The organism is Stenotrophomonas sp. GW821-FHT09E08 (assembly GCF_059416125.1).
The window spans coordinates 145,156-157,474 of the sequence record NZ_JBWKOO010000010.1; the positions used below are offsets into that span (position 1 = coordinate 145,156).

Genomic DNA, 12,319 nt, shown 5'->3' on the forward strand with positions numbered 1-12,319 from the left:
TCTCTCAGGGGTGGGCCACGGGAATGCCGAGCAACCCGTTCAGCGCAGCCAGGATCGGCTCGGCACCGGAGATGTACTGGCGGTCCTGGTGCGCGCCACTGGCGAGCTCGCTGCGCACGCCCTGCGGCAGCACCAGCTTCGGCAGCGACTGGTCCTGCTCGCCGATCTCGGCAATCACCTCACGGCGCGGCCGCGCGAAGCCGATGCGGCGCACGTCCAGCTGCGCGTCCAGGCCGTCGATGCTCGACAGCGCGCCCTCCAGCAACAGGCTGTGCCGGCAGAAAAAGCGCTGGCCGGGAATCTGGCCGTCCTCGAACTCACGGTCGAGCAGGAACAGGATGGGTTTGCTTGCTGCGTCGAAGGTCACTGGGGTCGTCCTCATCGGGGCCGGCAATGCGATGCCGCTTCGATATCGATGCTAGAGATGCCGACGGCCGCAGCAGCGATGCCTGGCGACAATCGGCGGTCAGATCCGGCCACGCAGATGCGGTGTAGCCATAAGCAAAGCGCCGCCGGTTATGGTGTCAGGCAATACGTCGCAGCGGCGCCGGAACAGTCAGCGCCTGCGCGGCCAGATGCCCGGCTGCGCGCTCGGTCGCCAGTTCGATGCGCGCCTGCAGGGCGGCACTGTTGATGTGCTCGCCCTCGAAGTCGGCCGCTGTGGCATACACCCCGATCGGCAGCGTGTGCGCCTGCAGGAAACTGAACAACGGCCGCAGCTGGTGGTCGATCACCAGCGCATGTCGCTCGCTGCCGCCGGTGGCTGCCAGCAGTACCGGCACATCCACCAGCGCCTCCAGCTCGATGAAGTCGACCAGGTGCTTGAACAACCCAGGATAGGAGCCGCGATACACCGGCGCGGCCACCACCAGCAGCTCTGCCGCCTCGATGGTCTGCAATGCCTGCTCCACTGCCGGCTCAGCCTCGCCGCGCGACAGCGACTGGCCCAGCGCGCGCGCGATAGGTGCCAGCTCCACCAGCTCCACGCTGACATGCACCCGCTGCTGCAGCGAGTCCAGCAGATGACGCACCAGCAGCAACGTGCGCGATGTCGCCGAGCTGGTCGGCGACCCCACCAATGCAACCACCCTCAATGCAGAAGACATGACCCCCTCCTCGTAGCGCCGGGCCATGCCCGGCGACGCTTCGCCTGAACCTCAGAACCGGTAATTGATCCGCCCATACCAGTACGTACCAACGTTGCCCAGCACATCGCCGCTGTCCCACGTGGTCTGGATGCTGGCCACATCGGTGGCACTGCGCGCGTACTCCGGCACCTTGCGGGTGCGCTTGTCGAACACGTTGTTGATGCCCAGCGCCGCGCTCCAGCCCGCGCCCAGTTCCACGCCACCGGAAAGATTGGTCACCAGCACCGGCGGCTGCTTGTACTCCACGCCGTTGTTCAGGCGCTTGATCGGGCCGTAGTAGGTGAAGTCCAGGTTCGAGCGCCAGCGTCCGTTCTGCCAGCCAAGTCCCGCCACCTGCGTATAGCTGGGCGTGCGGAAGCGCAGCGCGTACTCGCTGGATTTGGTCAGCAGGTTGATGTTCGGCAGCCCCTGCAGCGCCGCCGGAATGTCGCTGACCTTCTGGATGGTGGTGCGGCCGACGTTGGCCGCGTAACTCCAGCGCAGCTTGCCCCACGCCGTTTCCTGGTTCGCTTCCAGGGTCAGCTCCACACCGCGTGTGCGGGTGTTGCCCACGTTGGTGAAGTAGCTGGCGTAGAACGCATCACCCGGCAGGATGCTGATGCCGGCCGAACCCAGCAGTGCATCGATCGTGTTCTTCTGCACCGCACTCAGCACCGTGCCGCTGTTGTCGGTGACGCGCGCCGGATCCTGCGCGTTGTAGCCGATCTGGCTGGACTGACCGAGCTGGCCGCGGATGTCGATCTGATAGGCATCCACTGCCAGGTGGAAGGCCGGGCTCGGGTCCCAGGTCACGCCCAGGCTGTAGTTGGTGGCCTTTTCCGGCTTCAGCGGTGTGGCGCCCAACGCAATCGCCGCCGGCGAAGACACCTGCGCCACCAGCGTGGTACCGCACGGGCAGCTGCCGGTGGCCTGGTAGTACTGCGCCCCCAGGCTGGGCGCATGGAAGCCGTTGCTGACCGTGGCGCGCACGCCCAGCGCATCGGTGAAGTCGAAGCGCGTGGTCAGGCGGCCGGTGGAGACGGTGCCGAAGTCGGAATGGTCTTCCCAGCGCGCGGCCGCATCCAGGTACCAGCGCGAGGTGATGTTGGTGGCCGCACCCGCGTACACCGCCTTGCTGTTGCGGGTCGCCTTCACCGCATCCGCAGTGGAATAGCCGACGAAGGCCGCGGCACCGAAGCCGGTGTACGACTCCCACTGCCCTGCCCCGCGCTCGTACTGCTCGTGCTGGTACTCGGCGCCGGCGCTGACTTCCAGCGGCGAAGCAAATGCCGCCACCTCGAAGCCACGGCGCAGGTCCAGGTTGGCGATGCCCTGCTGGTAATCGAGCTTGCCGTCGTAGAAGTCGGTGGGCGAACCGGGGTACGGCAGTGAGTAGTTCACCGAGTTGCGTGTGTAGGTGCGCACCGTGCTGCGGTTACCGGTCAGGCTGGCGTCGTAGTCCCAGCCTGCAATCTGCCCTTTCACGCCAGCCGTACCGGTGTACTGCTTCTCCTTGGTTTCCAGCACTGGCAGGAAGCCATCGGGAAACACACTCAGCACGCCGGGGGCCTTGTAGGTGGTGAAGATGGTCGCCGGCAGACGGAAGTTCTGGATCGCCTGCGCGGTGCGATCGCTGGCCGTGGCGTTGGCGTAGAACTGCGCGCTCTCGCCCAGGCCATGGCCCACGTTCACCGCGAACGCTTTCAACGCATACGACGGCGAGCTGAGGATGGTGTTGGCCTCGGCATTGCGGTTGGCTTCCGCCGGGTTCGGCGTAGCACCTGCTGGCAATCGATTGTTCGGGCGCAATGCCACCAGATTGCCATTGCCATCCACCGCCGGATAGCTCAGATAGCCGTCGATGTAGCGGCGGGTGCGGATTGCATGATGCTGGCGGGTGGTCTCGCCGGACAGGTTGACGAAGCCATCCTCGCCCCACGGCAGGCCCACGTTGGCACGCACGCTGGTACGCGAACCATCGCCATCGGTGCTCTGCCCGCTCTCTACCGACACATCGCCACCGTGTGCCTGCGATTTCAGGATCACGTTGACCACGCCGGTGATCGCGTCCGAACCGTAGATGGCCGAGGCACCATCGCGCAGCACTTCCACGTGGTCGATGGCCGACACCGGAATCAGCGCCAGGTCAGCCCAGGCATGCCCGGGGAAGCCGCCACCATTGGCCCCGCTCACATAGGCGCTGGCGTTGCGGCGTTTGCCGTTGACCAGCACCAGCGTGTAGCCCGGTGACAGATTGCGCAGCTGGTAACCGCGAATCAGGCTTTCCTGGTCGCTCTGGTAGCCACCGATCTGGCTCAGTGACGGCAGGCTGCGCTGCAACGCTTCGAGCAGGTTGCCCTGTCCGGTAGCAGCGAGGTCCTCGGCGGAGATCACATCGATCGGTGTGGAACTGTTCTTCACCGTGCGCGTGCTGGTGCGTGAGCCGGTCACCACCACCGCATCCAGCGTGGAGGCCGCCACGTTGGCCGTCGCGGCGGTGGTAGCAGGATCTGCATCGGCTTCAGCCGCATGGCTCGGTGTGGCGGCGAGAATAGCTGTGATCAGAACAGCGAGAGTGCGCAGGACAGGGGCGTGGGCGGCAGGCATGTGGGCTCGTCGGGGTGGGCCGGAAACACGCTTCCATTCAAGGGCCTGTTCACCTGCCGCGACAGGCGGGATCACGTCACCCAACCGTCATATCCGGCCATCCACATGACCGCTGGTAATGACGTTAGGCAGCCCACACGCACGGGGTCGGATCCCTTTCCAAAGGAAAGGGCTCTGACCCCAGCCTCCATATACCCACCCGGTATCACCTCATGCCCTCGCACCACGCAGCGCCACGCACCACCCCCGTAGCATCAAGACATGCCCAGCCCACCCGCCGATCCCACCGCGCCGCTCGTTGCCATCGTCGCCTGCCACGGCCAGGGGCTGTTCGAGTTCGGCTGTGCGGTCGGCCTGTTGGCACCCGTGCGGCCAGAGCTGGGCGTAGCCTGGTACCGCACCCAACTGTGCGCAGGCGAGCCCGGTGCTCTGCGCATGCTCGGCAGCACCCAGGTGCAGCTGCCCTACGATCTCAGCAGCGTCGATGATGCCGACATCATCGTCATCCCTGGTTGGCGCGAGCCCAGCGAACGTCCGCCGCAGGCACTGCTCGATGCACTGATCCGCGCCCACGCACGCGGCGCGCGCATCGCTTCGATCTGCTCCGGTGCGTTCGTGCTGGCCTGGGCCGGGCTGCTCGATGGCCGCCAGGCCACCACCCATTGGCGCCTCACCGAAGCGCTGGCACGCGAGTTTCCGCGCATCGATGTGCGCGAGGATGTGCTGTACGTGGACACCGGCAGCATCATCACTTCTGCCGGTTCGGCCACCGGCATGGACATGATGCTGCACATGGTGCGCAAGGATTACGGTGCCCGCGTGGCCAATCTGGTTGCCGAGCGATTGGTGCTGGCGCCATGGCGTGACGCCGGGCGCAGCCAGCGCGTCAGCCGGGCCATTCCCAATGGCGAGCCAACGCGGTTGGCAAAGCTGATGGAATGGATGCGCCGCAACCTGCGCGAGCCACACTCACTCGGCAGCCTTGCCGAGCAGGCCTCACTCAGCCAGCGCACCCTGCAACGTCAGTTCCTGGAAGCCACCGGCCTGTCGCCCATCGACTGGCTGATCCGTGAGCGCGTGGCCTTCGCCCGCGACCTGCTGGAAACCACCGACCGGCCATTGCAATGGATCGCAGAGCAGGCCGGTTTTGGTTCGCAGGAATCGTTCCGCCGCCACTTCCGTTTGCAGGTGGATGCCAGCCCCACCGAATACCGCAGCCATCATCGCAGTGGCATCGGTGCGGACCGCTTGGTGGGCTGCTGATTCCAGGTAGTGCCGGCCGCTGGCCGGCAGGGTTCACGACCGGATGGCGCGTCGATGGATCCGCCAGCACTGCCCCGCAAAACCGATCACGAATACGCCCAGGCAGCCGAGCAGTGTCTGCAGCACCACCCGTGCCATCGGCGCTGCTGCCAGCGGATGCGCAAGCGGCAAGCGCGTCAGCGTTTCGTTTACGCCCGGCACCAATGACAGCAGGAAACTGAAGGACAACGCGAACGTCGACAGGTAACGCGCCGAGCGTCCCAGCCAGCTCAGGCGTGCCGCCAGCACACCGCCAAAGGCCACCAGCAGCACGATCACACCGAATGCATGGCCTGGATTGAGCCCGCCCGTGCTGGAGACGGTGAACGAGGTCGCCACCGACAGCACCAGGCCAATCAGATAAACCCTGCCCGAGCGCGTGCCGGGATCGATCGCCCGGTAGCGGATGAAGCCATACAGGCCAGCCAGGATCGGCACCAGGCTGATGGCGGTATGGATCGCACCGGGAAGGGAAAGCGGATGTGCCATGGGAATCTCCATCAGTTAAATAAACCTACTAGTAGGTAGGCATTGGATGCAAAAAGAAGGCCCGCGCTGCCGCAGGCCACTACACATCACCTCAGGTGGCCGCACTCACCCGCGCGATTGCCAACCGCGCGAGCGTCGCGAACGTCGCCGCATCACCAAAACCACGGGCTGCCAGCATCGCGCCATGCACCGATGACATGAACGCCTTGGCCTCGTCCACAGCCGAACCCTGCAGTCGCAACTGGCCCTGCGCGGCACCCTTTTCCAGTGTGACGGTCAGCCACCCGCTCAGATCCTCGAAATGCCCGCGTACTTCATCGGCAATCTCCGCAGGCATCATCGGCGCCTCCGCCGCAAGCATCGCGCAGATGCAGAACGACGACGTGCCACCCGCGATGCAGCTGGACCAGTAGTCCACGTAGGCGTTGAGCTCCTGCAGCGGATCATCCAGCTGCCGATCCAGCAGCGCCAGGCCCTCGCGTGCCTCGGCCCGGTACAGTTCAACCACCGTGCGCACCAGGTCCGCCTTGCTGGGGAAATGATGGTGGATGCTGGCCTTGCTGATGTTCACCCGCGCCGACACATCCGCGTAGCTGAAACCGTTGTAGCCACCGGTCTCCAGCAACGAGCGGGCGTGGGCCAGGATTTCCTGGGCCTTGGGGGAGAGAGACTCTTTCATGGCGCTTAACCTACTAGTAGGTAGATTCCCTGTCAATCATCCACTGCCGCACTCACGGGGCATCGTCCCCGGTAGAGCTGGCCGCTGGCCGGCTTGCTGGCAACGTGACCTTCGATTGCGCCTCAATGCGAAGACACGTACACCGCATCCGCTGGCGCTGGTGGCAGCGCAAAGCTGCGCCGCATCCGCGCCACCTCGGCCGCCGGCGGCAGCGCGAACAGCCGCTTGAACTCACGGTTGAACTGGGACGGGCTGGCATACCCCACCGCCAGCGATGCGGCCTCGGCGGTCATCGCCTCCCGCAGCATCAGCAGCCGCGCCTGATGCAGGCGGGTGGACTTCACGTACTGCATCGGCGATGTGCCGGTAATGGCGCGGAAGTGGTCGTGGAAGGTGGCCACACTCATGCCCGCCTCGGCCGCCAGCTGGCCCACGTCCAGCGCCGTCGCATACGACGCATGGATCGTACGCAGCACCCTGCCGATGCTGCCGAAGCGGCCGCGCATGGCCAGCGCCGCGCGCATCGCGCCGCCCTGCGCCCCGGTCAACACGCGGAAGTACAGTTCGCGTACCAGTGCCGGGCCCAGCACGACCGCTTCGAGCGGCTCGGCCAGCGCTTCCAGCAGGCGCAGCACCGTGGCCTGCATCGGCGCCTGCATCGGGCTGGACATCATGCTCTGTGCCGGAGTCTCCAATGTGCCCGCCTGTTCGCCCAGTTCAATCAGCAGATCCGCGGCCAGCTGCAGATCCAGATGCAGGTAGATCGCCAACAGCGGCGCCTCCGCAGAGGCATCGGTTTCCATCGTGAACGGCACCGGCACCGACACCGCCAGATAGTGCTGCGCGTCGTACTGGTAGATCTGCCCGCCCAGGTAGCCGCGCTTCACGCCCTGGCAGACGATCACGATGCCGGGGTCGTACAACACCGGCGTGCGCGCCAAGGGCCGGTCGGAGCGCAGCAGCCGCACCCCCGGCAGCGGAGTGAGCGTATAGCCCTCCTCCACCGCCAGCGTCTTCAGCAGGCCGACCATGCGCGCCTGCACCTGCCGCTGCAGGGAATCGACCACTGGCACTCCAGAGGAATAGGCAAGAATGGTCGAATCCTAGGCCTGGGGCGGGCACCGTTCAAGCACTAACGTGCAAGCCCTATCCACCGTGAGCGCCTCCCCATGTCCCCATCCCGCCTTCTCCTCATCACCGGCGCCAGCAGCGGCTTCGGCCGTGCCCTCGCCCAGCAGGCACTGCTGGCGGGTCATCGCGTGGTCGGCACCGTGCGCAACGAAACCGCCCGCCACGCGTTCGAAACGCTGGCGCCCGGCCGCGCGCTCGGCCGCCTGCTGGACGTGACCGATACCGCCGCCATCAATGCGCTCGTCACCGATATCGAAACCAACGTCGGCAGCATCGACGTGCTGGTCAACAACGCCGGTTACGGCCACGAAGGCATCCTCGAAGAATCCACGCTGGCCGAGCTGCGGCATCAGTTCGAAGTGAACGTGTTCGGCCCTGCGGCGTTGATCAAGGCCGTGCTGCCGCACATGCGCACGCGCCGCCGTGGCCACATCCTCAACATCACCTCCATGGGCGGCTTCATCACCCTGCCCGGCATCGCCTGGTACTGCGGCAGCAAGTTCGCCCTGGAAGGCATCAGCGAAGTGCTCGGCAAGGAGGTTGCGCCGTTCGGCATCCACGTCACTGCCGTCGCGCCGGGCTCATTCCGCACCGACTGGGCTGGCCGTTCGATGGTGCGGGCCTCGCGCAGCATTGAAGACTACGATGCCCTGTTCGACCCCATCCGCAGCGCGCGTGAGGCAAAGAGTGGTCACCAGCTGGGTGATCCGGTGAAGGCTGCACAGGCCATGCTGCAGATCATCGACAGCGATGCCCCGCCCAGCCACCTGCTGCTGGGCAGCGACGCACTGCAGCTGGTACGAGCGAAGCTGGATACGATGGCCAAAAGCATCGACGCGTGGGAACAGCTGAGCCGTTCGACCGACGGCGTAGCGTGAGACCTTGAGGCCGCCGATGCCGTCACCGGCGACCTCCCTCCTACCTGCTCAGTCTTCCTGCACCAGTTTGAACTCGCGCAGCAGGCCACCGATCTGGGTCTTGTCCAGCTTGTTCATCAGCAGGTTGCGCAGGAACGCCGGGCCTGGAATGTCCAGTTCTTTGCCATCGCGCAGGCGACCGGTGGCGGCCAGCAGCGAGCGCACGTCATAGGTGGAATTGAACACCTCCGGCACGCCACGTTCGATACCCAGCAGCGTGTACACCGCTTCCATCGGTGTGCGCACCGAATACTCGGTGGTGAAGATGCAATCGCGCTGCTTCGATTCGGCGAACTGTCCGATGAAGGCGAAGTTCACCGCTCCCTCCGGCACCACATCCGGGCGGTCACCGGCCTGGCGCGGCATGAAGAATGCGGTGATGTACGGCATCATCACCGGCACCGTCTTCGCGCCGGTCGCAGCCAGTTCATCGATCTCTTCCAGCGGTACGCCCAGGTGGTACAGCCACTCGCGGGTGATCTCCTCGCCGGTGCAGTCCTGCATCGGCTTCTTCACGTAGTCACCGGGCGTATCCACGAACAGCGAATACACCCAGACCACGATCTGATCCTTGGGCTGGTTCTTGAAATGCGGCTGGCGGTTCACCGTCCAGCTCATCAGCCAGCGAGAATCGTGCACGCTGACGATGCCGCCGGTCACCACCTTGCCACTGAACGGGTCGCGCTTGGCAATCTTCTGGATGTAGGCCGGAATGCGTGCATCCAGCGTGGTTACCGTCGCCGATTCCCACTTGGTTTCCGGTATATGCGCGCCGAATACATCCGGGCGCCCGAACGCCGCATCCTTGGCCGCGATGCGCCGCCACAGGTCCCACGCTGGTGCCGGGCCTTCATTCAAGTGCGCAGCGGTGTGGTGATCGCCGTTGTCGGAATTCTCGGTCAGCGAGCCGATCGTCATGAACACCAGATCGTCCGCACCCAGGTCCACGCCACCGGCCTGGCCGTCCCGCGTCCAGTGGATGCGCGTGGCCTGCTTGCGGCCCTCCTGCAGGTCGAAGTCAACATCGGTCACTTCAGTGCCGTACTGGAACCGCACGCCGCGCTCCTGCAGCCACTTCACCAGCGGTAGCACCAGCGATTCGTACTGGTTGTACTTGGTGAACTTCAGCGCCGAGAAATCCGGCAGGCCGCCGATATGGTGGATGAAGCGGTGCAGGTACAGCTTCATCTCCAGCGCCGAGTGCCATTCCTCGAACGCGAACATCGTGCGCCAGTACAACCAGAAGTTGCTGTCCAGGAAGTCGCGGCCCAGCACCTCGTTGATGCGCTTGTTCTCCATCTCCTTACGAGTGGCCAGGAACAGCGCGATGATGTCCTTCTGCGCCTGCTCGCTCAGGGTGAACAGGCCGTCGGTATGCGCATCCTCGCCGCGATTGATCGTGGCACGCTGCAGCGAATAGTTCGGGTCGTCCTTGTTCAGCCAGTAGAACTCGTCCAGCACACTGGCATCCTCGATCTCCAGCGACGGAATCGAGCGGAACAGATCCCACAGGCACTCGAAGTGGTCTTCCATCTCGCGGCCACCGCGGATCACGAAACCCTTCTCCGGCACCTTCAGGCCATCCAGCGCGCCACCGGCAATCTGCTGCTGCTCGAGAATGGTGATGCGCTCACCGGCCATGCGGCCATCGCGCACCAGGAACGCGGCACCGGCAAGTGAGGCCAGGCCCGAACCGACGAACCACGCGCGCTTGCCATCGACACCGGCGGGCTTGCGCGGACGCGCGAAGGCTTCGTAGTTGCCACTGCTGTAGTACATGCGTTGCTCCTTCCTGGAGGGGGTAGCCCCCACTCTAGCGCTGATCCGATGTACCGCATCCTGCAGATAGGCTGCGACGCAGTGACGCAGGTGCTTGCTGTCCCCGCATTTCCAGCGGCCTCAACCGCCGTCAGCCGTCGACTCGGTAGTGAACCAGCGCTGGAACCCCTGTATGGCGTCCGGCATCAGCGCGCTGGCGCGCTCGCAGACCACGGATTCGGCCTGGCGGATAGCACTCACTGCATCCGGATGCGCGCACAACGCCATCGCCACATCCGACGCGTCCAGCATCGCCAGGTTCACGCCCACGCCCACTGGCGGCATCAGATGGGCAGCATCGCCGATCAGCGTCACGCCGTTTCGCGGTGTCCAACGGAAATCCGCCGGCAGGCTGTAGATCGGCCGCCGCACGAAGTCGGTGCACGCCTCCAGCAGCCGCCGAAGGTTCGGTGCCCAGCCGATGTAGCTGCCGGTCACCAGCGCACGCATGCCTTGCTGCGCGATCTGCGCATCAAGCCAATCAGAGGGCCGCTTCAGCGCCGCGTACACGCAGAATCGATCGCCGCTGTTGCGCTGCACGAACAGCGCTTCCTCGCCGCCAAAGCAGAACAGGCTGCCCTGACCCACCATGGCCGCGATATCCGCCGCCGGCTGCGCGATCCATCCTTCAAAGAAGGTAATGCCGGTCGGCAACGGCTGGCAGGCACTCAGGGCTGTGCGCACCTTCGACCATGCGCCATCGGCACCGATCACGATGTCGGCCTCGGCCTGCACACCATTGGCGAAGCGCAGGCTGTGGGGTCCTGCCTGCGCAAGCGCCAGCTCGGTCAAGCAGTGGCCCCACTGCACCGTGTCGGCCGGCAACGCGTCCAGCAGCAGCTGGCGCAGGTCGCCGCGGTCGATCTCCGGCTTGTCCATGCTGCCCTCCGGCCCGAATCCACCGGCGACAATCGCTCCAGTCCACGGGTCGCCCGTCCGCTCCTCCTGGCCTTCATGGCGCGCCACCGCCCGGAACGCCTCCAGCAGACCAGCGCGCTGCAGCGCCACCTGGCCGGAGTCCTCGTGCAGGTCCAGCGTGCCGCCCTGGGTGCGCTGCTGCCCGGACGACTCGCCCTCGTACACGCTCGCGCGATGGCCGCCGCGATGCAGGATGAGCGCAGCGGTCAGGCCGGCGGGCCCCGCGCCGATGATGGCAATACGTGGAGGGTGTGGCATGGAGCGGCCTGCATCTTGGTTGATACATCAACCGTAGAACGTTCGGGTTGACACGTCAACCCGTCCCGGGCAACGTGAGCGCATGACCCCACCCACCATCACCCCTGACGAGTGGGCCGCCTGGCGCGGCTTCCGGCGCATGGCCGAGATCACCTCCGGCCGCATCGTCCACGACATCACCCGCAGCACCGGGCTTTCCAGTGCCGACTTCGTCGTGCTGATGGAACTGAGCAAGGCCAAGGACCGCTGCCGCCGCCAGCGCGAACTGCTGGACTACCTGGAATGGGACAAGACGCGCCTCTCGCACCAGCTCACCCGCATGGCCGGCCGTGGCCTGATCGAGCGCGACACCGACAGTGACAACGTGGTGGTGATCCGTATGACTGCAGAAGGCCGCACCCAGCTGAGCGCAGCGCGGCCGGTACACGTCGCCAGCGTGCGCCGGAATTTCCTCGACCACCTCTCAGCCGATGACCTGGCCGCGCTGCAGCAGATCACCGACAAACTGCATGCAGCACTACAGGACGCAGAGAACTGAGACGCCGCCAGGTCACAGACGGCGGCCCAACACCTGCCCCGGCCAGCCATCCACGTTGAAGGTCGACAGCCGTTCGTAACCGCACGATTCGTAGAAGCGCACCAGCTCGCCACTGCCACCGCCATAGCAATCCACGCGCAGGTAATCCAATCCCGCTGCGCGTGCCTGCTCGTCCGCGAACGCCATCAAACGCCGGCCGATGCCACGCACCCGCGCATCGCGCGAAGCAATCAACACGCGTACATACAGCTCCGGCTCGGTCGCCGCGGGCACATAGGGCATGGCCTCGCCCAACGCCAGGAACGCACGCACCTCACCCTGCGCGGTTTCCGCCACCCACGCACCGGGCAGTGCGCAGGCATCGGTCACCTGGGTAATGCGGCGCGGAATGGACGACCACGCCTCGGTACCCCACTGCTGCGGATTGCCGATGGCCACGAACCACGCAATCACTTCATCGGGTTCACCCCCGTTTTCACGGACACTTACAAGAAGGCCGATTCAGGCCATGAGGAGTGTTCATGTCAAAGCGTAG

12 protein-coding genes are annotated in these 12,319 nt (G+C 65.5%); 3 read left to right on the top strand and 9 right to left on the bottom strand.

The features are described from left to right. Positions 1-4: 4 nt before the first annotated feature. The 3 genes from AC07M7_RS14085 to AC07M7_RS14095 form a co-directional block, all read right to left on the bottom strand. Positions 5-382 carry a DUF3088 family protein gene (locus tag AC07M7_RS14085; protein WP_219626372.1) on the bottom strand — a complete coding sequence of 126 codons (378 nt, stop codon included), beginning with the start codon at positions 380-382 and terminating at the stop codon, positions 5-7. Between the two features lie 142 nt (positions 383-524). Beyond that, positions 525-1,106, bottom strand: a complete 582-nt coding sequence (gene msuE, locus AC07M7_RS14090; RefSeq protein WP_136638699.1) for an FMN reductase — start codon at positions 1,104-1,106, stop codon at positions 525-527. Between the two features lie 51 nt (positions 1,107-1,157). Beyond that, a complete protein-coding gene (locus AC07M7_RS14095; protein ID WP_495207688.1) occupies positions 1,158-3,734 on the bottom strand; it encodes a TonB-dependent receptor plug domain-containing protein in 2,577 nt (858 codons plus the stop codon). A gap of 261 nt (positions 3,735-3,995) precedes the next feature. Here AC07M7_RS14095 and AC07M7_RS14100 point away from each other — a divergent pair, with 261 nt between their 5' ends. Further along, the gene (locus tag AC07M7_RS14100) at positions 3,996-4,997 is read left to right on the top strand and encodes a helix-turn-helix domain-containing protein (RefSeq protein WP_495207689.1); all 1,002 of its coding nucleotides are present in this window, start codon (positions 3,996-3,998) and stop codon (positions 4,995-4,997) included. Between the two features lie 33 nt (positions 4,998-5,030). Here AC07M7_RS14100 and AC07M7_RS14105 read toward each other — a convergent pair whose 3' ends face one another. The 3 genes from AC07M7_RS14105 to AC07M7_RS14115 all read right to left on the bottom strand — a co-directional run bounded on the left by AC07M7_RS14105 (position 5,031) and on the right by AC07M7_RS14115 (position 7,271). Then, positions 5,031-5,525, bottom strand: a complete 495-nt coding sequence (locus AC07M7_RS14105; RefSeq protein ID WP_495207690.1) for a hypothetical protein — start codon at positions 5,523-5,525, stop codon at positions 5,031-5,033. A gap of 91 nt (positions 5,526-5,616) precedes the next feature. Next, the gene (locus AC07M7_RS14110; protein WP_495207691.1) at positions 5,617-6,204 is read right to left on the bottom strand and encodes a TetR/AcrR family transcriptional regulator; all 588 of its coding nucleotides are present in this window, start codon (positions 6,202-6,204) and stop codon (positions 5,617-5,619) included. 122 nt (positions 6,205-6,326) lie between these two features. Continuing rightward, complete coding sequence (locus AC07M7_RS14115) at positions 6,327-7,271, bottom strand: AraC family transcriptional regulator (RefSeq protein WP_495207692.1); 945 nt, start codon at positions 7,269-7,271, stop codon at positions 6,327-6,329. A 102-nt stretch (positions 7,272-7,373) separates the two neighbouring features. Here AC07M7_RS14115 and AC07M7_RS14120 point away from each other — a divergent pair, with 102 nt between their 5' ends. Then, complete coding sequence (locus AC07M7_RS14120; protein ID WP_495207693.1) at positions 7,374-8,213, top strand: oxidoreductase; 840 nt, start codon at positions 7,374-7,376, stop codon at positions 8,211-8,213. Positions 8,214-8,261: 48 nt separating this feature from the next. On the opposite strand, the gene AC07M7_RS14125 is transcribed toward AC07M7_RS14120, so the two are convergent. Continuing rightward, entirely contained in the window at positions 8,262-10,031 is a 1,770-nt protein-coding gene (locus tag AC07M7_RS14125) for an oleate hydratase (protein WP_495207694.1), read from the bottom strand. A gap of 120 nt (positions 10,032-10,151) precedes the next feature. Then, entirely contained in the window at positions 10,152-11,246 is a 1,095-nt protein-coding gene (locus tag AC07M7_RS14130; RefSeq protein WP_495207695.1) for an FAD-dependent oxidoreductase, read from the bottom strand. An 82-nt stretch (positions 11,247-11,328) separates the two neighbouring features. On the opposite strand from AC07M7_RS14130, the gene AC07M7_RS14135 reads away from it, so the two are divergent. Then, a complete protein-coding gene (locus AC07M7_RS14135; protein ID WP_099783733.1) occupies positions 11,329-11,784 on the top strand; it encodes a MarR family winged helix-turn-helix transcriptional regulator in 456 nt (151 codons plus the stop codon). A 12-nt stretch (positions 11,785-11,796) separates the two neighbouring features. Here the strand turns inward: AC07M7_RS14135 and AC07M7_RS14140 are convergent, their stop codons facing one another. Next, positions 11,797-12,237, bottom strand: a complete 441-nt coding sequence (locus tag AC07M7_RS14140; RefSeq protein ID WP_495207696.1) for a GNAT family N-acetyltransferase — start codon at positions 12,235-12,237, stop codon at positions 11,797-11,799. Positions 12,238-12,319 lie beyond the last annotated feature (82 nt).

Bases quoted from the DNA above. Each gene is read 5' to 3' on its own strand.
- AC07M7_RS14130 (WP_495207695.1), bottom strand. From the start codon at position 11,246: ATGCCACACCCTCCACGTATTGCCATCATCGGCGCGGGGCCCGCCGGC.
- AC07M7_RS14100 (WP_495207689.1), top strand. From the start codon at position 3,996: ATGCCCAGCCCACCCGCCGATCCCACCGCGCCGCTCGTTGCCATCGTC.
- AC07M7_RS14135 (WP_099783733.1), top strand. From the start codon at position 11,329: ATGACCCCACCCACCATCACCCCTGACGAGTGGGCCGCCTGGCGCGGC.
- AC07M7_RS14085 (WP_219626372.1), bottom strand. From the start codon at position 382: ATGAGGACGACCCCAGTGACCTTCGACGCAGCAAGCAAACCCATCCTG.
- AC07M7_RS14095 (WP_495207688.1), bottom strand. From the start codon at position 3,734: ATGCCTGCCGCCCACGCCCCTGTCCTGCGCACTCTCGCTGTTCTGATC.
- AC07M7_RS14120 (WP_495207693.1), top strand. From the start codon at position 7,374: ATGTCCCCATCCCGCCTTCTCCTCATCACCGGCGCCAGCAGCGGCTTC.
- msuE (WP_136638699.1), bottom strand. From the start codon at position 1,106: ATGTCTTCTGCATTGAGGGTGGTTGCATTGGTGGGGTCGCCGACCAGC.
- AC07M7_RS14110 (WP_495207691.1), bottom strand. From the start codon at position 6,204: ATGAAAGAGTCTCTCTCCCCCAAGGCCCAGGAAATCCTGGCCCACGCC.
- AC07M7_RS14105 (WP_495207690.1), bottom strand. From the start codon at position 5,525: ATGGCACATCCGCTTTCCCTTCCCGGTGCGATCCATACCGCCATCAGC.
- AC07M7_RS14125 (WP_495207694.1), bottom strand. From the start codon at position 10,031: ATGTACTACAGCAGTGGCAACTACGAAGCCTTCGCGCGTCCGCGCAAG.